Raw genomic sequence first — 20,289 nt, forward strand, 5'->3', positions numbered from 1 at the left:
GCTCGCGATAACGGCTTGTCAGTCACATAGATGTTGGATGTGCCAACGCTATCGCGAGCAGGCTCACTCCTACAGGGGTTCTGTGTGGTTCATGCCATCGTGGTCAAAAACCCTGCGGAGTCGAGCGGGCGACGATCGCCTCAACATCCAGCCCACGCGGCAACGCGCCATACACCCGACCGGCCGAGCCGAGGCGACTGGCGATGAACGCATCGCTGACTGCCGAGTTGCCGGCTTCCAGCAACAGTTTGGCCTGAAGCCCCAGCGCAATGTCTTCAGTGAGCTGCCGCGCACGGTATTGAATGTCGCTGGTGTCCTTGAACGCCGTCTGCAACTGGCTGATGTGCGCAGCCAGGCGCTTATCGCCGTGACCATCACCCAACTCGCGGAACAACACATCAAGCACACCTGGCTCCTTCGATAGCGCCCGCAGCACGTCCAGGCACTGCACGTTGCCGGAACCTTCCCACGTCGAATTGACCGGTGCCTCACGGTAGAGGCGCGGGAGGATGCTTTCCTCGACATAGCCCGCACCGCCCATGCATTCGGCGGCTTCGTTGATCATTGCCGGCGCGCGCTTGCAGATCCAGTACTTGCCCACCGCCGTCACCAACCGGGCGAATTTGGCTTCGTGGCTGTCATCCAGATGATCCAGCGCCTTGCCCATGCGCAGGCTCAAGGCCAGGGCCGCTTCGCTTTCCAGCGCCAGATCGGCGAGTACGTTTTGCATCAACGGCTGTTCGCTGAGCAACTTGCCGCCGACCATGCGATGTGCGCAGTGATGGCTGGCCTGGGTCAGCGCCTGACGCATCAGCGAGCTGGAACCGACCATGCAATCGAAGCGAGTCATCGCGACCATTTCAATGATGGTCGGAACACCGCGCCCTTCTTCACCGACCATCCACGCCAGCGCGCCACGAAACTCCACTTCGCTGGAGGCATTGGAGCAATTGCCGAGTTTGTTCTTCAGGCGCTGGATGTAGAACTGATTGCGCGTGTCGTCCGGGCGATGGCGCGGCAGAAGGAAACAGGTCAGGCCCTTGTCGGTCTGCGCCAACGTCAGGAAGGCATCGCACATCGGCGCGGAACAGAACCACTTGTGTCCGACCAATTCATAAGCCTGGCCCGGGCCACTGGCGCCGACCGGGTACGCCTTGGTGGTGTTGGCCCGCACGTCGGTGCCGCCCTGTTTCTCGGTCATCGCCATGCCGATGGTGACACCGGCCTTGTGGGCCATGCCGACATTGCGCGGGTCGTATTCGGTCGAGAGGATTTTCGGCAGCCACTGCTCGGCCAGGTCCGGTTGCAGGCGCATCGCCGGGACGCTGGCGAAGGTCATGGTCAACGGGCAACCGCTGCCGGCTTCGGCCTGGCTGTGCAGGTACGTCATCGACGCGCGAGCCACATGGGCGCCAGGTTGCGGATGTGCCCAGGGTAATGAGGTCAAGCCGTGCTCGACCGCCGTGCGCATCAACTGGTGATACGCCGGGTGAAATTCCACCAGGTCGATGCGATGCCCGTATCGGTCATGGCTGACGAACACCGGTTTGTTCTGATTGGCCAGGAACCCTGCTTCCATCAGCGGCCCGCCGGCCAATGCACCATAAGCGTCGATCCGCGACTCGGCCCAACCCGCCCCGAAACGCCGAGACCATTCTTGCAAAGGCAGGTCGATGCGATAGAGGTTGGCGCCGTCCAGCGACGGGGGCTGATTGGTGACTTCGTGGGTTTCGGCGAACTGATGCAGGTTCATGACGGGGCTCCTTTGGTCAGCCAAGGGATTCAGTTAAGCACCGCCTCTTGGCCGAACAAAGTGTCATACCCGCCTAAATGTCGGCGCTTTCGCCTTGCCCCGAACAGAGTACCCGGCGATAGAGCGCCGCTTGCAGATCCTCGAATTTCACCGGTTTGCTCAGGTGATCGATCAAGGCTCCCGTCGGGCAGCGCTCCCGGTCGGCGCTCACGGCAATCACGAACACCGGCAAGTCGGCACAGCCCGGCAAGCCGCGGATCTGGCAGCAAAAGGCGGTGCCATCCAGCGTCGGCAACTGACCATCGAGCAGGACAGCATCGAAGCTTTCACGCTGCAAGAGGTCGAGCGCGGCAGCGCCGCTGTCGGTGGCGCGCACCCGGAACCCGAGCTTGAGCAACATGCCACGCATCACCAATTGATTGATGCTGTTGTCATCCACCAGCAGCACCGTGCAGTCCTGTGGCAATCGAAGACGCGGAAACTCGCGGGTCATCAAGGGCACTGCCGGCCGCTCGACCACAGGCAGTTCGAACTCGACGTCCAACTGGAAACGGCTGCCGCTGCCGGGCTCGGATCGATGGGTGAGGCGTCCGCCGAGCAATTCGACCAGTTGCCGACAGATCGCCAGGCCTACGCCCAGGCCACCGTATTCACGGGTCATCGAGCCATCGAGCTGGAAGAAGCGCTGATACAGCGTCGCCTCTCCCAGATCGGTAAAACCGATACCGGTGTCGATCACCGCAAACGACAGCGACACCCGGCCGTTTTCCACCGGTTTGCCCGTCACGCGCAGGGCCAGCCCGCCGACCCGGGTGAACTTGATGGCGTTATCCAGCAGGCATTCCAGGCATTGCGCCAACTTGGCGCTGTCACCGTTCAAGCGATCCGGCAGGCCCGGCATCACTTCGACTTTGAAGTCCAGGGACTTGCCTGAAGCATTGCCCTCGAATTGGGTGCGCAAGGTGTCGACCACGCCACGCAGACTGAACGTTGCCGGGATGACTTTAAGCTTGCCGGCCTGCAACTCGGTGAGGGTCAGGATGCCGTTGACCATGCGCATCATGTCCCGTGCGGAGCCGGCGGCGGTTTGCTGGTATTGCTCCAGCTCCGGGTCCATCTCGACGGTTTGCATCAACTCCAGCGAACCGATCACACCGTTCATGGGCGTGCGCAATTCGTGGGTCAGGGTGGCGAGGAATTCATCCTTGAGCTTGTTACTGTGGGCCAGTTGCTGGTTCAGCACCTCGAGTTTCTGACCGGCATCGAACAGCGTCTGCGCTTGCTGCTCGCGCATGGCGTTGATGCGGTCGGCCAAGGCGAGGGACAGCAGCGCCACTTCGATGGCCGAACCGATCTGGCTGGAATACATGGTCAGGAACACGTTCGGCAGGTATCCCAACACCATGAGGGTGTTGACGATGCCGCCGAGCAGGAAGGCCGACCAGGCAATGATGAAATATCGGGCCACCCGCAAGCCACCCAGCCAGGCGCATAGCCCGGCGATGAAAATCGCCACGGTGAAAACCAACGCCAAGGCTGTTGCCAGGCGCAAGGCCAAGGCGTAGCTGGTCATCAACGACAACCCGACCACGAGCGCACTGAACGCCACCAGCGCCAACAGTAAACGGTCGAGCCAGCGACTGTGGTTGGCCGTCTGCAAGAAGCTGCGGGCGAACTGGCTGCCGAACAGTCCAGCACAACCGATGAAGAATGGCGTCGCGGCGTTGGCCCACCACGGATTGTCCGGCCAGAAATACTCCACGGCTGCGCCGTTCACTGACAGTTGATACAGGCCGAAGGAAGCGATGTAGAAGATGTAATAGAGATAGCTGGTGTCGCGCACGCTGAGGTAGATGAACAGGTTGTAGACCAGCATCCCCAACAACACGCCATAAATCAGCCCCAGCACATAAAGGCGGACCGGCTGTTCTTCGAGGTAAGCGGTGCTCGACCACAAGGTGACGGGCGCCTGGATCGACCCTTCGCTTTGCAGGCGCAAGTACACGGTTTGCGCCTGGTCAGGCAGGAAATCGAGATCGAACAGGTAGTTGTTCTGGCGGAACTCGCGACTGGCAAACGGCAACGCATCGCCTGTTTGCCGGGCCAATCGAAAGTCACCGCCAGCATCGGGCAAGTAGAGATCGAGGTGATCGAGGGGTGGATAGGCCAGTTCCAGCAGCCAGGTCCGTTGCGCCGCCGGGTTCGACGGACGGTAATGCAGATCGATTTTCAGCCAGAACACCGAACGCGAGTAACCGGCGTTGAGGGTGGCTTTATCGTGGGGCTTGAAGTTACCGGCCGCGGCTTGCGCACGGACATCGGCGATGGTCGCCTGACCGCCCGCGTCTTCGTAGACCTGCAGGGTTCGGCCCAGGGGAAGGCTCTGGGTGAATTCATCGAATTCGACGGCGCTCGCCATGAGGGGCAAGCACAACAGCAACATCAGCAAATAGCGCATTTAAGCCCCAGCGTGGCCTGTCCGGTTATCTCAGGAAGCCCCTCATTCCCTTTGAGTAGACGTAAAACCGGTATTACCTGTTATTGGTTTGGATCCACTCTAGCATAGCCGCTGATGGCCATTGAGCACCATTGAAATTTTTCCTGCAATGGCTCTAGTACGGGCGTTCCAGCGACGAACTTCAGGAAAATCTGTTTACACGGTCAGCTTATGGCTACATGCAACACCTGAGGCGAGGTTGCTTGCTCACATGGAGGTGCGCAGCGCCCCACCCTTTGCATTCGGTCGGTAACATTGCGTCGCCAGATTCACCACGGCTTCGCAGCGGAACGGGGCAAGCCCTCTCACCACAATGTATCGGCAGAGCTGGCGACCACTGCACCCGAAAATCGATGTTTGGTGGTAAGCTCGCGCACCATGAATATCTACAGCTCTCGCCCCGTTGTCCTCTGTCTCTCCGGCCACGACCCCAGTGGTGGCGCCGGCTTGCAGGCAGATATCGAAGCCCTGCTCGCCCAGGGTTGTCATGCGGCCCCGGCCGTCACCGCCCTGACCGTGCAAGACACGGTCAACGTCACTGACTTTCGCGTGCTCGACCGCGAGTGGGTGCTGGCCCAGGCCAACGCCGTGCTCAACGACTCCGAAGTCGCTGCCGTGAAACTGGGCATGCTCGGTTCCCTGGAGATGGTCGACACCGTGGTCGAACTGCTCTCGGCGCACCCGCACTTGCCGGTGGTCTGCGACCCGGTGCTGCGCGCCGGTGGCGGCGGACGCCTGGGTAAGGATGAAGTCGGCTACGCCATGCGCGAACGCCTGCTGCCCCTGTCCATCATCGCCACCCCTAACCTGCCCGAAGCCCGCATCCTCGCCGAACTGCCCGAAGGCACCGCGGACGAGTGCGCTGAAAAACTCCTGCCGTTCGTCAAGCACCTGCTGATCACGGGCGGCCATGGCGACGAACACGAAATCCACAATCGCCTGTACAGCCGCGATGGTCACCGCGAAACCTTTACTTGCCAGCGCTTGCCCGGCAGTTATCACGGCTCCGGTTGCACCTTGGCCAGCGCCCTGGCCGGTCGTCTGGCCCAGGGTGAAAATCTCGTCAGTGCCGTGCAGACCGCGCTTAACTACACGTGGCGTACCCTGCGGGATGCCGAGCAGTTGGGCAAAGGCCAGTTCGTGCCGCGTCGCCTGCCGCTGGATTTCTGTTCGTAACTTTCTATTCGCACTGCGGTGAGGCTTGTCCGATGAAACTACGTGGCCTGTACGCCATTACCGACAGCCAGTTGCTGGCCGGTAAATTTCTTTCGTACGTGGAGGCGGCGCTGGAAGGCGGCGTCACCCTGCTGCAATACCGCGACAAAAGCAGCGACGAGGCCCGACGTTTGCGTGAGGCCGAAGCCCTGCGCAATCTGTGCGACCGCTACAAGACTCAGCTGATTATCAATGACGACGCCGAACTGGCCGCTCGCCTGAATGTCGGCGTACACCTGGGCCAGACCGATGGCCCGCTGTCGCCGACCCGTGCGCTGCTCGGTCGCCAGGCGATCATCGGTTCGACCTGTCACGCGCAACTCGAACTCGCCGAGCAAGCAGCCAAGGAAGGCGCCAGTTACGTCGCCTTCGGCCGCTTCTTCAATTCCAATACCAAACCCGGCGCACCGACCTGCAGCCTCGAATTGCTGGACCAGGCCCGCAGCAAACTGCACCTGCCGATCTGCGCGATCGGCGGCATCACCCTCGACAACGCCGCCCCGCTGGTGGCCCACGGGGTCGACTTGCTGGCGGTGGTGCATGGCCTGTTTGGCGCCGAGAGCACGGCTGAAGTGACACGCCGTGCCCGCGCCTTTAACGAATTACTGAAAATCTGATTTGAGAGCCCGATCATGTCTCGTTCCGAAACCCTGTTTGCCAACGCCCAAAAACACATCCCCGGTGGCGTGAACTCGCCTGTTCGCGCGTTCAAAAGTGTGGGCGGCACGCCGCTGTTCTTCAAACACGCCGAAGGCGCCTACGTCACCGACGAAGACGACAAGCGTTACGTTGACTACGTCGGTTCCTGGGGCCCGATGATTCTCGGTCACAGCCACCCGGACGTGCTGGATGCTGTGCGTAAACAACTGGAGCACGGCTTGTCCTACGGCGCCCCGACCGCGATGGAAACCGAGATGGCCGACCTGGTCTGCTCGATCGTGCCGTCGATGGAAATGGTGCGCATGGTCAGCTCCGGCACCGAAGCGACCATGAGTGCCATCCGTCTGGCCCGTGGTTTCACCGGTCGCGACAACATCATCAAGTTCGAAGGCTGCTATCACGGTCACTCCGATAGCCTGCTGGTCAAGGCCGGCTCCGGCGCGCTGACCCAAGGCGTGCCGAGCTCGGCCGGTGTGCCGGCGGATTTCGCCAAGCACACCCTGACTCTGCCGTTCAATGACATCGACGCGGTCGAAGCCATGCTCGCTGACGTCGGCCAGGACGTGGCCTGCATCATCGTTGAGCCGGTGGCCGGCAACATGAACTGCGTTCCGCCGGCGCCAGGTTTCCTCGAAGGCCTGCGGACCCTGTGCGACAAACACGGCGTAGTGCTGATTTTCGACGAAGTGATGACCGGTTTCCGAGTTGCCCTCGGCGGTGCACAAGCGCACTTCGGCGTGACGCCGGACCTGAGCACCTTTGGCAAGATCATCGGTGGCGGCATGCCGGTCGGCTGCTTCGGCGGCAAGCGCGAAATCATGTCGCACATCGCGCCACTGGGTCCGGTGTATCAGGCAGGCACCTTGTCGGGCAACCCATTGGCAATGGCGGCGGGCCTGACGACGTTGCGCCTGATCAGCCGTCCCGGTTTCCACGACGAGCTGACCGACTACACCAGCCGCTTGCTCGATGGCCTGCAACAGCGCGCCGATGCTGCTGGCATTCCGTTCGTGACCACGCAGGCTGGCGGTATGTTTGGCCTGTACTTCAGCGGTGCCGACGACATCGTGACTTTCGATGACGTGATGGCCAGCGACGCCAAGCTGTTCGGTCGTTTCTTCCACTTGATGCTCGAGGGCGGCGTGTACCTGGCACCAAGCGCTTTCGAAGCCGGCTTCACCTCGATCGCTCATGGCGAAGCCGAGTTGAAACTGACGCTGGATGCCGCCGAGCGTGCCTTCGCCGCATTGAAATAACGCTGTGCCCGCTGACGTTGGCGATTGCCAGCGTCAGCTTTCACCTGGATTTACACCTTTATTCCTACGCTTCTGCTAATAATCCCCCGTCAATCGGGCGATATATTCCCCGTGCAGCAGAAAAACGAGTAAAGACTTTGTAAGGTTGGCCCTGCTTATTTCATAATGCGCGCTTATTGGATCCCCTCGATGGGTCCGCGCGCCCTTCAGAGGTAAGTCGATTCCCATGAACCGCACCGGCCGCGCCCTTGCACTGGGCTGCCTGTTGCTCCTTCAGCCCCTGCTCGCGCTCGCACAAGCAGGCGGCAACTCGTTGTTAATCCCAGCGATGGGTCGCTGCACCCTCAATACTCAGCCGCAAGACCTGATGCAAGCGCTCGCTGCCTGCCAGAAAGCGTCGGATGAAGGGGATGCACAAGCGCAATACGAGTTAGGTGAGTTCTACTACGACGGCAAAAACACCCCGCGCGACCTCAATAAGGCCCTGGGCTATTTTGAAAAAGCTTCGTTGCAAGGCCACGCACAGGCGCAATTCAAACTCGGCACCATGTTCTTTCACGGCGAAGGCGTACCGGCCAATAACGTTCAGGCGTATATCGTGCTGAAAATGGCCGCGGTCAACGGTGCTGAAGAGGCACTGGATACGGCCGACGAAGTGGCCGAGAAGATGCCCCGCGAAGACCTTGAGATGGCGACTCAGGTGCTTGGGCAAATCTTCCGTAAATACCTGATGGAATTGCAGAGCGCCGATGGGCGTACGCCGTTTTCGCCGCTGCCCTGATTGACGCAGGCCCCTGTGGCGAGGGAGCTTGCTCCCGCTCGGCTGCGCAGCAGTCGTAACGTCAAACAATGCGGTGAATCAGAAAAACGGTGTTTGCAGAGTTTAGGGCCGCTTCGCGCCCCAGCGGGAGCAAGCTCCCTCGCCACAAACAACCCAGTTCATTTCAAAAGCTTTCCTGCTTACTTCTCAGGCATCGGCATCGGAAACGGCATGACATTGCCGACCGCGCCGCGGGCTTCGCTGATTTTCGGTGTGCCGAGGCGTTCCACTTCGTCGATGCGCACAATCGAATGCATCGGCACAAAACTGCGCACCACGCCTTCGAACTGAGCTTTCAACTTCTCTTCGCTCGGGTCGACGACCACTTGCGTGCGCTCGCCAAAGACGAACTCTTCCACTTCCAGGAAGCCCCACAGATCACTTTGATAGATCTGCTTGGCATACATTTCGTACACCTGGCCCTGGTTGAGGAAAATCACCTTGTAGATTGGGGCTTCACGTTTGGTCATGGTGGGCGGGCAACACATAGGGGATAAAAATGAGGGCGCGAACTATAGCATAGCCGCCGGACGCACAGCGGTAGGAACCTTGGGACATGTTCCCTATAATGCGCGGTTCTTTGAATCACGTGATGACACTGTCCATGGCCAAGAAGCTTTACATCGAAACCCACGGTTGCCAGATGAACGAGTACGACAGCTCGCGCATGGTCGATCTGCTGGGTGAACATCAGGCCCTGGAAGTGACCGCTCGCGCTGAAGACGCCGACGTGATCCTGCTCAACACCTGCTCCATTCGTGAACGCGCCCAGGACCGGGTGTACTCCCAGCTCGGCCGCTGGCGCGAACTGAAACTGGCCAACCCGGACATGGTGATCGCCGTCGGCGGCTGCGTGGCCAGCCAGGAAGGCGCGGCCATTCGCGATCGCGCGCCGTATGTGGACGTGGTGTTCGGCCCGCAAACCCTGCACCGCCTGCCGGAAATGATCGACGCCGCGCGCGCCACCAAGCTGCCGCAAGTTGACGTCTCGTTCCCGGAAATTGAAAAATTCGACCATCTGCCCGAGCCGCGCATCGATGGCCCGAGCGCTTATGTGTCGGTCATGGAAGGCTGCAGCAAATACTGCACCTTCTGCGTGGTGCCTTATACCCGCGGTGAAGAAGTCAGCCGGCCGTTTGATGACGTCATTGCCGAGATCATGCACCTGGCCGAAAACGGCGTGCGCGAAGTGACGCTGCTGGGCCAGAACGTCAACGGCTATCGCGGGACCACGCACGACGGACGTTTGGCCGATCTGGCCGAGCTGATTCGTGTGGTGGCCGCCGTCGATGGCATCGACCGGATTCGCTACACCACCTCGCACCCGCTGGAGTTCTCCGACAGCCTGATCCAGGCCCACGCCGACGTGCCGGAACTGGTAAAACACCTGCACTTGCCGGTGCAATCGGGCTCGGACCGCATTCTCTCGGCGATGAAACGCAATCACACCGCGCTGGAATACAAATCCAAACTGCGCAAGCTGCGGGCAGCTGTCCCAGGGATCTGCATCAGTTCGGACTTCATCGTCGGCTTCCCGGGCGAGACCGAGAAAGACTTCGAACAGACCATGAAGCTGATCGAAGACGTCGGTTTCGACTTCTCCTACTCGTTCGTCTACAGCCAGCGCCCTGGCACCCCGGCTGCGGATCTGGCCGACGAGACGCCGGAAGAACTGAAGAAAGAACGGTTGAACGCGCTGCAACACCGCTTGAACCAGCAAGGTTTCGAGATCAGCCGACAAATGGTCGGCTCGATCCAGCGGATTCTGGTCACGGATTATTCGAAAAAAGACCCCGGCGAACTGCAAGGCCGGACCGAGAATAACCGGATCGTCAACTTCCGCTGCGACAATCCGACCTTGATCGGCCAGTTCGCCGACGTGCACATCGACGCCGCACAGCCGCACTCGCTGCGGGGCTCGCTGATTTCGTAACACCGTAAAACCTGTAGGAACGAGGCTTGCCCGCGAAGGCGGACTGACACTCACCACATGAGTCGTCTGAAATACCGCCTTCGCGGGCAAGCTTCGCTCCTACAGGGCCGGTGTTTGGCGCTGGATTATTTAAGAGCTTTCGCACCCAGCCCACTGGCGTTATCCTTGATTTCATCTTAATTGCCCCAGGGCGGCTAAATACGACCTTGAACGCACCCATAGAACCACATCGTTTTATCCTCGAGCCCTTTGAGGCCCGTCGCTTCGCCAATCTGTGCGGGCAATTCGACGAGCATCTGCGCTTGATCGAACAGCGCCTGACCATCGAGATCCGCAACCGCGGAAACCAGTTCGAGCTGATCGGCGAGCCCAAACACACCACCTCCGCGGAAAATCTGATTCGTCGTCTGTATCGGGAAACCAAAGGTACAGAGCTGTCGCCGGACACGGTTCACCTGTTCCTGCAGGAATCGGCCGTCGAAGAGCTGGACAACGTCTCCCCGTCCGAACCCTCCGTCGCTCTGCGCACCAAAAAAGGCATGATTCGCCCTCGCGGCTTGAATCAGCTGCGCTACGTGAAGGAAATCCTCGGTAACGACATCAATTTCGGCATCGGCCCGGCCGGTACCGGCAAGACCTATCTGGCCGTTGCCTGCGCGGTAGACGCGCTGGAACGCGAGCAGATTCGCCGCATCCTGCTGGTGCGTCCGGCGGTTGAAGCGGGCGAGAAGCTTGGCTTCCTGCCCGGCGACCTGTCGCAAAAGATCGACCCATACCTGCGCCCGCTCTACGACGCACTCTACGAGATGCTCGGCTTCGAACACGTCGCCAAGCTCATCGAGCGCCAGGTGATCGAAGTTGCGCCACTGGCCTACATGCGCGGTCGCACGCTGAACAACAGTTTCATCATCCTCGACGAAAGCCAGAACACCACCGTCGAGCAGATGAAGATGTTCCTGACCCGGATCGGCTTCGGCTCCACGGCCGTCATCACCGGTGACATCACCCAGGTCGACCTGCCGAAAGGCACCAAGTCCGGGCTGCACCATGTGATTGAAGTACTCAAAGACGTGCCGGGTATCAGCTTCACCCATTTCAAGCCCAAGGACGTTGTGCGCCATCCATTGGTGCAACGTATCGTCGAAGCCTACGAGCGCTTCGAGAATCGCGCGGCAGATGAAACACCAAAGGACAGTCGCCGCGATGCTTGAGCTTGATCTGCAACTGGCTACCGAGGCGCCTGCACCCAGCGAAGCCGAGTTCCGCCAATGGTGCGAACTGGCCCTGCGCCAGCGCACTGCCGACTCTGAAATGACCATTCGCCTGGTCGATGACGAAGAGGCCCGCGAGCTGAACCACACCTGGCGGCAAAAGAATTACGCCACCAACGTCCTGTCGTTTCCGGCCGATGTGCCTGACGAGTTTCTCGACATCCCGCTGCTGGGCGATCTGGTGATCTGCGTGGCCGTGGTCGAGCGCGAAGCCGCCGAACAGGGCAAGGAACTAAAGGCCCATTGGGCGCATCTGGTGATTCATGGCTGCTTGCATCTGCTGGGTTACGACCATATAGATGATGACGAAGCCGAAGAAATGGAAGCACTGGAACGAACGTTGCTTGCCGAGTTGGGCTTTCCCGACCCTTATGCGGACGACGAAACAGACACAACCCCTATCGTTACAACAAAGGATTCAGAGTAATCGCTATGAGCGAAGATCGATCGAGCAACGGGCAAAAGTCTTGGCTGGGTAAGCTCACCCAGGCTTTTGCCCACGAGCCGAAGAACCGCCAGGAGCTGCTGGAGCTGCTGCGCGACGCACACCAGAACAAACTGTTGGACAGCGAAGCGCTGGCCATCGTCGAAGGCGCCATCCAGGTCGCTGACCTGCAAGTACGGGACATCATGGTCCCGCGCTCGCAGATGATCAGCATCAAGGCGACCCAGACACCTCGCGAGTTCCTGCCTGCCGTGGTCGACTCGGCCCACTCCCGCTACCCGGTCATCGGCGAAAGCCACGATGATGTGATGGGCGTGTTGCTGGCCAAGGACTTGCTGCCGCTGATCCTCAAGGAGAACGGTGACAGCTTCAACATCAGGGACCTGCTGCGTCCGGCGACCTTCGTGCCCGAGTCCAAGCGCCTGAATGTGCTGCTGCGCGAGTTCCGCGCCAACCACAATCACATGGCCATCGTCATTGACGAATACGGCGGTGTGGCAGGCCTGGTGACCATTGAAGATGTGCTGGAACAGATCGTCGGCGACATCGAAGACGAGCACGACGTCGAAGAAGACAGCTACATCAAGCCGCTGCCCAGCGGTGACTTCCTGATCAAGGCCCTGACGCCGATCGAGAACTTCAACGAGTTCTTCGACAGCGAATTCTCCGACGACGAGTTCGACACCGTTGGCGGCCTGGTGATGAGCGCGTTCGGACACTTGCCAAAACGCAACGAAATCACTGAAATCGGTCCATATCGCTTCCGCATCCTGAACGCCGACAGCCGTCGGATTCACTTGCTGCGCCTGACCCCTATCGCCCGATAAATCCAAGGATTGAAATGCATCGTATGACCCGCCCCGGCTGGCCCGGTAACCTGCTGGCCGTGGCGGCCGGTGCACTCACCACCCTGGCCCTGGCGCCGTTCGATATCTGGCCGTTGGCATTGCTGGCGGTCGGGTTCTTCTATGCCGGCTTGCGCGAACTGAGTCCCCGCCAGGCCCTGGGCCGTGGCTGGTGTTTCGGTTTTGGCTTATTTGGCGCGGGTACCAGCTGGATCTATTACAGCATTCACCACTTCGGCGGCGCGTCAGTGCTGCTGGCCGGTTTCCTGATGCTGATCTTCACGGCCGCGATTGCCTGGTTCTTCGCCCTGCCGGCCTGGATCTGGGCGCGCTGGCTGCGTCGTAACGAAGCGCCGCTGGCCGATGCCTTGGCGTTTGCCGCGCTGTGGGTTGGCCAGGAAGCTTTTCGTGGCTGGTTTCTCACCGGTTTCCCATGGCTCTATTCCGGTTACAGCCAGCTCGACGGCCCATTGGCCGGGCTCGCACCCGTCGGCGGAATGTGGCTGATTTCCTTCACCCTGGCCCTGACGGCGGCGCTGATCTATAACGCCATGCGCCTGGTGCGCACGGGCCGTAAAGGTTTCATCGCCGCTGGCGTATTGCTGCTGGTCGGCCCCTGGGTGGCCGGCATGGCGCTGAAGGAACACGCCTGGACCAGCCCGGCGGGCCCGGCGCTGAGCGTTGCCGCCCTTCAGGGCAATATCGAACAAAGCATGAAGTGGGACCCGGCGCAGCTCAACGCGCAGCTGGCGCTGTACCGCGACATGAGTTTCAGCTCCAAACGGGTCGACCTGCTGATCTGGCCGGAAACAGCCGTCCCGGTGCTCAAGGAGTCCGCCGAGGGCTACCTGAACATGATGGGGAATTTCGCCGCCGAGCGTAAATCTGCGCTGATTACCGGCGTACCGATCCGTCAGGAAGTCCGACACGAGAAGCGCTTCTTCAACGGCATCACCGTCCTCGGTGAAGGCGACGGCACTTATCTCAAGCAGAAGCTGGTGCCGTTTGGCGAATATGTTCCGTTGCAGGAAGTACTGCGTGGGCTGATCGCGTTCTTCGACCTGCCGATGTCCGACTTTGCCCGTGGCCCGGCTGACCAGCCGATGCTGCAAGCCAAGGGTTATCAGATCGCGCCGTTCATCTGCTACGAAGTGGTCTACCCGGAATTCGCCGCCAGCCTGGCGGCCCGCAGTGAATTGCTGCTGACCATCAGCAACGACACCTGGTTCGGCACCTCCATCGGCCCGCTGCAACATTTGCAGATGGCGCAGATGCGCGCACTGGAGGCGGGCCGCTGGATGATCCGCGCCACCAACAACGGCGTCACCGGCCTGATCAACCCGTTCGGGCAGATCACGGTACAGATCCCGCAGTTCGAACGCGGCATCCTGTACGGCGAAGTCGTGCCGATGCACAACCTGACGCCTTACCTGCAATGGCGCTCGTGGCCGCTGATCATCGTTTGTGTGTTGTTGTTTGGCTGGGCACTGGTGGCGAACCGGATGGCCAAGACCGTCTGACTGTGGCGAGGGAGCTTGCTCCCGCTCGGCTGCATAGCAGCCGCAATACCGGTTAATGCGTTTTGTCAGCCAGAAATGGATTAGCCGGACTCAGGGCTGCTTCGCAGCCCGGCGGGAGCAAGCTCCCTCGCCACAGGTCATCAGTAAAACATTGAATACCCGATCTGCCCCACCGCCTCATTCAGCAACTGCCCGCTCTGCCAGATCGACTTGAATTCCGGCATCCAGCCGCCCAGTGGCCGGGCGTTGTCCACGCCTAAAAAGCCCACCGGTGCCGGCACCACTTCAAATCCCGCCTGCTGAAAGCTCCAGACTGATCGCGGCATGTGCCAGGCCTGCGTCACCACCACCACCCGTTTGATTCCCTGCGGCAGCAACACCTCGGCGCTGAACTGCGCGTTCTCCCACGTCGTGCGGCTGCGCCCTTCCTGCCAGCGCACGGTGACGCCAAAATCATCAAGCAATGAATCCGCCATCAACTTCGCTTCGGTCGGCGGCGTACCGTAATGCAGGCCGCCGCTGGTAAGAATGGGCAACCCGGAGGCCTTGGCCAGGCGTGCCGCATACCGTTCGCGCTCAAGACCTACGCCCGTCGGCTGATCAGCCCCCCAGGCAATATCGCCCCGCTCACGCCCCGAACCCAACACCACAATCGCATCCGCACGCTGACTCAGGGTGGCCCATTCCTCGCGCGCCAGTGGCGGCTCACTTTCCAGGGCCTTGGCGCCCCACTGCACCACCACCGGCAAACTCATTAACAGGAAGCCGCCGAACCCCAAGGCAAAGCACACACCCGCAAGCCGCGGCCTTGAGCGGCGCAACCACCACGCGAGCATCAACAGCAGCAAAAGAATGCCGGGAGGCAACAGAAGTTGTTTCACGAAATAACGAAAAGGCATCGAGCATCTCCATAAGATGCCCGAAGCCTAAGTGGGTTGACGCAATGCGACAACAAATGCGGAAGGACTATGCTTTAAAAAACATGGGTAATGGCTTGCAGCCGTTATTTGAATTGCAGAGACCGGACCTTTTCCGCGTCCCTGCCAGGTGCCTTGTCCTTGAGCCAGATGATCTTGGCCGAACGTGGTGCGTCGAGTTGCTTCACTGCTGCAGACAAGCATCCGTGCGTCTCACGTTCACTGCGATCCAGATAGGCTTTGACCAGTGCAAACTCTGCGGGGCTCAAACCACGCAGTTCCAGCTCCAGGGGACGCTCATCGCGTAGCCGGTCAGCGGTTTTTGCAGCGTCCAGGGCCATCCCCAGACGATCGATCAGTCTTTCGTACAGCTGCGGTTTCGTGACTTTTTGCTGTGACTCAACCATCCCTCACCTCATTGAAGATAAGACTCGCTCCCCATTTAGAGCTTAGCTTCCATGAACAAACCGGCTGGATGCCGCGACCAACGGCCCTCGCGGCAGTTTTCGCAAGACGCGCGGCAGTAATCAGGGTTTCCCTCGGTAGAGTGCGGTCATGTATGCTACGGCGCTTCCTGTAACTCCACTTCCAGCTCGTTCGGGCACTGAAACGTCGATTTGGCGTCGTCACCGTCCAGCGTTGCATTGAAGAGGGTTAGGCCACCCCTATTCAGTTCAAAAGTAGCCATGCACGAACAATATCAGCCCCGTGAAATCGAAGCCGCCGCCCAATCGTTCTGGGACGAGCAAAAGTCCTTTGAAGTCAGTGAACAGCCAGGCAAGGAGACGTTCTACTGCCTGTCGATGTTCCCTTACCCCAGCGGCAAGCTACACATGGGGCACGTGCGCAACTACACCATCGGCGACGTGATCTCCCGCTACCAGCGCATGCAAGGCAAGAACGTCCTGCAACCCATGGGTTGGGACGCCTTCGGCATGCCGGCGGAAAACGCCGCGATGAAGAACAACGTAGCGCCCGCCAAGTGGACCTACGAAAACATCGCCTACATGAAAACCCAGCTGCGCAGCCTGGGTCTCGCGGTGGACTGGTCCCGCGAAGTGACCACCTGCAAGCCTGATTACTACCGCTGGGAACAATGGCTGTTCACTCGCCTGTTCGAAAAAGGCGTGATCTACAAGAAAAGCGGCACCGTGAACTGGGACCCGGTCGACCAGACCGTCCTGGCCAACGAACAGGTGATCGACGGTCGCGGCTGGCGTTCCGGCGCGCTGATCGAAAAGCGCGAAATCCCGATGTACTACTTCAAGATCACCGCCTACGCGGATGAGCTGCTGGAGAGCCTCGACGAACTGACGGGCTGGCCTGAACAGGTCAAGACCATGCAGCGCAACTGGATCGGCAAATCCCGCGGCATGGAAGTGCAGTTCCCGTACCACGTCGATTCCATCGGTGAAACCGGCGCGCTGAAAGTCTTCACCACCCGTCCAGACACCCTGATGGGCGCGACTTACGTCGCCGTGGCCGCCGAACACCCGCTGGCCACCCTGGCCGCGCAGAACAACCCTGAGCTGCAAGCGTTCATCGCTGAATGCAAGGGCGGCAGCGTTGCCGAAGCCGACGTCGCCACCCAAGAGAAAAAAGGCCTGCCGACCTCGCTGTTCGTCGAGCACCCGCTGACCGGTGAGAAGCTCCCGGTGTGGGTCGCCAACTATGTGCTGATGCACTACGGCGATGGCGCGGTGATGGCGGTTCCGGCTCACGACGAACGTGATTTCGAGTTCGCCACCAAGTACAACCTGCCGATCAAGTCCGTGGTGCGCACAAGTGCAGGTGATACCAACCCGGCTCCATGGCAGGACGCTTACGGCGAGCACGGCACGCTGATCAACTCCGGCGAGTTCGACGGCCTCGACTTCGCTGGCGCGTTCGACGCCATTGAAGTGGCGCTGATCAAGAAAAACCTCGGTGCCTCGCGCACCCAGTTCCGCCTGCGCGACTGGGGCATCAGCCGTCAGCGCTACTGGGGCTGCCCGATCCCGATCATCCACTGCACCACCTGCGGTGATGTGCCGGTCCCGGAAGATCAACTGCCTGTGGTACTGCCGGAAGACGTGGTGCCGGACGGCGCGGGTTCGCCATTGGCGCGCATGCCTGAGTTCTACGAGTGTGCTTGCCCGAAATGTGGCGCACCGGCCAAGCGTGAAACCGACACCATGGACACCTTCGTCGAGTCCTCGTGGTACTACGCCCGTTACGCCTCGCCACACTATGAAGGCGGTCTGGTTGAAAAATCGGCGGCTGACCACTGGTTGCCGGTGGATCAGTACATCGGCGGTATCGAACATGCCATTCTTCACCTGCTGTACGCGCGTTTCTTCCACAAGTTGATGCGCGACGAAGGCCTGGTGAGCTCCAACGAGCCGTTCAAGAACCTGCTGACCCAGGGCATGGTGATCGCCGAGACTTACTACCGTCGTGAAGCCAACGGTGCTTACACCTGGTTCAACCCGGCGGACGTCGAACTCGAACGCGACAGCAAGGCCAAGGTCATCAGCGCCAAGCTGATTGCAGACGGTCTGCCGGTGGAAATCGGCGGCACCGAGAAGATGGCCAAGTCGAAGAACAACGGCGTCGACCCACAGTCGATGATCGACCAGTTCGGCGCCGACACCTGCCGTCTGTTCATGATGTTCGCCTCGCCACCTGACATGAGCGCGGAATGGTCCGACTCTGGCGTCGAGGGTTCGCACCGTTTCCTCAAGCGCGTCTGGCGCCTGGCTCAAGCCCATGTCACTCAGGGTTTGCCGGGCAAACTGGACGTCGCCAGCCTGAACGACGAGCAGAAAGCCATTCGTCGTTCGATCCACCTGGCCATCAAGCAGGCCAGCCACGACGTCGGCCAGAACCACAAATTCAACACCGCCATCGCCCAGGTGATGACGCTGATGAACGTGCTGGAAAAAGCCGCGCAAAGCACCGAACAGGATCGCGCACTGGTTCACGAAGGTCTGGAAGCCGTGACGTTGCTGCTGGCTCCGATCACCCCGCACATCAGCCACGAGCTGTGGCATCAACTGGGTCACGCTGGCCCGGTGATCGACGCCGGTTGGCCGGTGGTGGACGAAACCGCGCTGGTGCAGGACAGCCTGACGCTGGTCATCCAGGTCAACGGCAAGCTGCGCGGCCAGATCGAAATGCCGGCGACCGCGACTCGCGAAGAAGTCGAAGCCGCTGCCCGGGTCAACGAGAACGTGCTGCGCTTCGTCGACGGCCTGACTATTCGTAAAGTGATTGTAGTGCCCGGGAAACTGGTCAATATCGTCGCCAGCTAAAATTGGATCAGGCGCCAGGTGAGCCTGGCGCCGAGTAAAACCTTTCGGGCCGCACGATCGGCCCACATGGTTTCAAGGGGAGCAACAAGATGATCAAACGCAATTTGCTGGTGATGGGCCTCGCGGTCCTGTTGAGCGCCTGCGGGTTCCAGCTGCGCGGCACCGGCACCAATGAAATGGCGATCAGGGAGCTCGATCTGAGCGCCCGCAACGCCTACGGCGAAACCGTGACGCAATTGCGTCAGGTATTGCAAAGCAGCGGCGTCAAGGTTTACGCCGGAGCGCCGTACAAGCTTGTGTTGACGGATGAGCAGGAAAGCCAGCGCATCCTCAGCTACGCCGGTGCCGGCCGTACTGGCGAGTATCAGGTGAGCACCGTGCTGAGCTACGACATCCGGGGTGCGCAAGGCCTGCCGCTGCTGAGCGACAAGCTCGAAGTGCAGAAGATCTTCATCCACGACGGCAACAACCTGGTGGGTTCTGACCAGGAAGCCAATACGGCTCGCACAGAAACCCGTCGCGAGTTGGTTCAACGCATGATGCTGCGCCTGTCACAACTCACGCCGACTCAGTTGGATCAGTTGCAACAGACCGCCGACGCCAAGGCAAAAGCCGAAGCCCAGGCACTGGAAGCGGCGCAGAAAGCTGAAGCGGAAACCCCGCGTCAGTCGCCTATCGAAATCCCGCAGCAATAAGACTTACGTGGCGCCCAGGCGCCCCGTTCGCCCTTTCTTATGAAACTCGCCCCCGCCCAACTCGCCAAACACCTGCAAGGTGCCCTCGCGCCGGTCTACGTCATTAGCGGCGATGACCCGCTGCTGTGCCAGGAAGCCGCCGACGCCATTCGTGCCGCCGCTCGCCAACAGGGTTTCGACGAACGCCAGGTCTTCGCCGCCGACGCCAGTTTCGACTGGGGGACGTTGCTGCAAGCCGGTGCAAGCATGTCGCTGTTCGCTGAAAAGCGCCTGCTGGAGCTGCGCTTGCCCTCCGGTAAACCCGGTGACAAAGGCGCCGCTGCCTTCATCGAGTACTGCTCGCGCCCGGCCGAAGACACGGTGCTGCTGATCAGCCTGCCCAAGCTGGATGGCAGTGCACAGAAGACCAAGTGGGGCAAGGCGCTGGTCGAAGGGCAGCAGACGCAGTTCGTGCAGATCTGGCCGGTGGATGCCAACCAGTTGCCCAGCTGGATTCGTCAACGGTTGTCCCAGGCCGGGCTTTCCGCCAGCCAGGACGCCGTGGAACTGATTGCCGCGAGGGTCGAGGGCAACCTGCTGGCTGCTGCCCAGGAAATCGAAAAACTCAAGCTGATGGCCGAAAGTGGCCAGATCACCGTCGAAACCGTGCAAGCAGCAGTGGCCGACAGTGCGCGCTTCGATGTGTTTGGCCTGACCGACGCGATTCTCAACGGCGAAGCCGCCCATGCCCTGCGCATCCTCGAAGGGTTGCGGGGTGAAGGCGTCGAGCCACCGGTGATTCTCTGGGCGCTGGCCCGGGAGCTGCGTCTGCTGGCCAACCTTTCGCTGCAATACAGCCAGGGTGTGCCGCTGGACAAAGCCTTCAGCCAGGCTCGACCGCCGGTCTGGGACAAGCGCAAACCGCTGATGAGCAAAGCCCTGCAACGCTATCCGGCGCAACGCTGGGCGCAGTTGTTGCTGGAAGCGCAGCGGATTGATGCGCAGATCAAGGGTCAGGCTGCCGGGTCACCGTGGATGAGTTTGAGTCGGTTGTCGTTGCTGATGGCGGGCCAACGGCTGACGTTGCCTGCGGAGTAAGGTTTTTTGTGGCGAGGGAGCTTGCTCCCGCTGGGTTGCGAAGCGACCCCGCTTATCCCTGAAAGCAGGGGACCGCTGCGCAGTCCAACGGG

17 protein-coding genes are annotated in these 20,289 nt (G+C 60.6%); 12 read left to right on the forward strand and 5 right to left on the reverse strand.

The window, feature by feature from the left end; translation table 11 throughout:
* Positions 1-103: 103 nt before the first annotated feature.
* Positions 104-1,753: an acyl-CoA dehydrogenase family protein gene (locus tag QMX98_RS20855; RefSeq protein ID WP_282411328.1), complete on the reverse strand. Its 1,650-nt coding sequence runs from the start codon at positions 1,751-1,753 to the stop codon at positions 104-106.
* Between the two features lie 73 nt (positions 1,754-1,826).
* Positions 1,827-4,211 (reverse strand): hybrid sensor histidine kinase/response regulator, encoded by a 2,385-nt coding sequence (locus tag QMX98_RS20860; protein ID WP_282411329.1) that lies wholly within the window; start codon positions 4,209-4,211, stop codon positions 1,827-1,829.
* A gap of 417 nt (positions 4,212-4,628) precedes the next feature.
* On the opposite strand from QMX98_RS20860, the gene QMX98_RS20865 reads away from it, so the two are divergent.
* From QMX98_RS20865 to QMX98_RS20880, 4 genes are all read left to right on the forward strand, one after another.
* Entirely contained in the window at positions 4,629-5,426 is a 798-nt protein-coding gene (locus QMX98_RS20865; protein ID WP_010467387.1) for a hydroxymethylpyrimidine/phosphomethylpyrimidine kinase, read from the forward strand.
* Between the two features lie 32 nt (positions 5,427-5,458).
* Positions 5,459-6,082 (forward strand): thiamine phosphate synthase, encoded by a 624-nt coding sequence (thiE, locus tag QMX98_RS20870; RefSeq protein ID WP_010467386.1) that lies wholly within the window; start codon positions 5,459-5,461, stop codon positions 6,080-6,082.
* A gap of 15 nt (positions 6,083-6,097) precedes the next feature.
* Complete coding sequence (gene hemL / locus QMX98_RS20875) at positions 6,098-7,381, forward strand: glutamate-1-semialdehyde 2,1-aminomutase (protein ID WP_010467385.1); 1,284 nt, start codon at positions 6,098-6,100, stop codon at positions 7,379-7,381.
* A 226-nt stretch (positions 7,382-7,607) separates the two neighbouring features.
* Entirely contained in the window at positions 7,608-8,162 is a 555-nt protein-coding gene (locus QMX98_RS20880) for a tetratricopeptide repeat protein (protein WP_282411330.1), read from the forward strand.
* Between the two features lie 179 nt (positions 8,163-8,341).
* On the opposite strand, the gene QMX98_RS20885 is transcribed toward QMX98_RS20880, so the two are convergent.
* A complete protein-coding gene (locus QMX98_RS20885) occupies positions 8,342-8,671 on the reverse strand; it encodes a DUF1820 family protein (protein WP_007894425.1) in 330 nt (109 codons plus the stop codon).
* Positions 8,672-8,805: 134 nt separating this feature from the next.
* Here QMX98_RS20885 and miaB point away from each other — a divergent pair, with 134 nt between their 5' ends.
* The 5 genes from miaB to lnt all read left to right on the forward strand — a co-directional run bounded on the left by miaB (position 8,806) and on the right by lnt (position 14,215).
* Positions 8,806-10,134: a tRNA (N6-isopentenyl adenosine(37)-C2)-methylthiotransferase MiaB gene (miaB, locus tag QMX98_RS20890; RefSeq protein WP_010467383.1), complete on the forward strand. Its 1,329-nt coding sequence runs from the start codon at positions 8,806-8,808 to the stop codon at positions 10,132-10,134.
* Between the two features lie 206 nt (positions 10,135-10,340).
* Positions 10,341-11,345, forward strand: a complete 1,005-nt coding sequence (locus QMX98_RS20895; RefSeq protein WP_282411331.1) for a PhoH family protein — start codon at positions 10,341-10,343, stop codon at positions 11,343-11,345.
* Positions 11,338-11,832 (forward strand): rRNA maturation RNase YbeY, encoded by a 495-nt coding sequence (gene ybeY, locus QMX98_RS20900; RefSeq protein ID WP_010467381.1) that lies wholly within the window; start codon positions 11,338-11,340, stop codon positions 11,830-11,832. The genes QMX98_RS20895 and ybeY overlap by 8 nt, the downstream gene beginning before the upstream one ends.
* 5 nt (positions 11,833-11,837) lie before the next feature.
* Positions 11,838-12,677: an HlyC/CorC family transporter gene (locus QMX98_RS20905; protein WP_010467380.1), complete on the forward strand. Its 840-nt coding sequence runs from the start codon at positions 11,838-11,840 to the stop codon at positions 12,675-12,677.
* Between the two features lie 14 nt (positions 12,678-12,691).
* Positions 12,692-14,215 (forward strand): apolipoprotein N-acyltransferase, encoded by a 1,524-nt coding sequence (lnt, locus tag QMX98_RS20910; RefSeq protein ID WP_077749950.1) that lies wholly within the window; start codon positions 12,692-12,694, stop codon positions 14,213-14,215.
* A 140-nt stretch (positions 14,216-14,355) separates the two neighbouring features.
* Here lnt and QMX98_RS20915 read toward each other — a convergent pair whose 3' ends face one another.
* Both QMX98_RS20915 and QMX98_RS20920 read right to left on the reverse strand, forming a co-directional pair.
* Entirely contained in the window at positions 14,356-15,114 is a 759-nt protein-coding gene (locus QMX98_RS20915) for a YdcF family protein (RefSeq protein WP_010467378.1), read from the reverse strand.
* A gap of 104 nt (positions 15,115-15,218) precedes the next feature.
* A complete protein-coding gene (locus QMX98_RS20920; protein ID WP_010467377.1) occupies positions 15,219-15,539 on the reverse strand; it encodes a hypothetical protein in 321 nt (106 codons plus the stop codon).
* A 279-nt stretch (positions 15,540-15,818) separates the two neighbouring features.
* On the opposite strand from QMX98_RS20920, the gene leuS reads away from it, so the two are divergent.
* The 3 genes from leuS to holA all read left to right on the forward strand — a co-directional run bounded on the left by leuS (position 15,819) and on the right by holA (position 20,197).
* Positions 15,819-18,425: a leucine--tRNA ligase gene (gene leuS / locus QMX98_RS20925; protein ID WP_282411332.1), complete on the forward strand. Its 2,607-nt coding sequence runs from the start codon at positions 15,819-15,821 to the stop codon at positions 18,423-18,425.
* Positions 18,426-18,514: 89 nt separating this feature from the next.
* On the forward strand, positions 18,515-19,120 hold the full coding sequence (gene lptE, locus QMX98_RS20930) for an LPS assembly lipoprotein LptE (protein WP_077749947.1): 606 nt from the start codon (positions 18,515-18,517) through the stop codon (positions 19,118-19,120).
* Between the two features lie 39 nt (positions 19,121-19,159).
* Positions 19,160-20,197, forward strand: coding sequence for a DNA polymerase III subunit delta (holA, locus tag QMX98_RS20935; RefSeq protein WP_221107460.1), 1,038 nt, complete (start codon positions 19,160-19,162; stop codon positions 20,195-20,197).
* The last annotated feature ends 92 nt before the right edge of the window (positions 20,198-20,289 follow it).

The organism is Pseudomonas sp. PS02303 (genome assembly GCF_029959925.1).
In the GTDB taxonomy this organism is placed as follows: domain Bacteria; phylum Pseudomonadota; class Gammaproteobacteria; order Pseudomonadales; family Pseudomonadaceae; genus Aquipseudomonas; species Aquipseudomonas mandelii.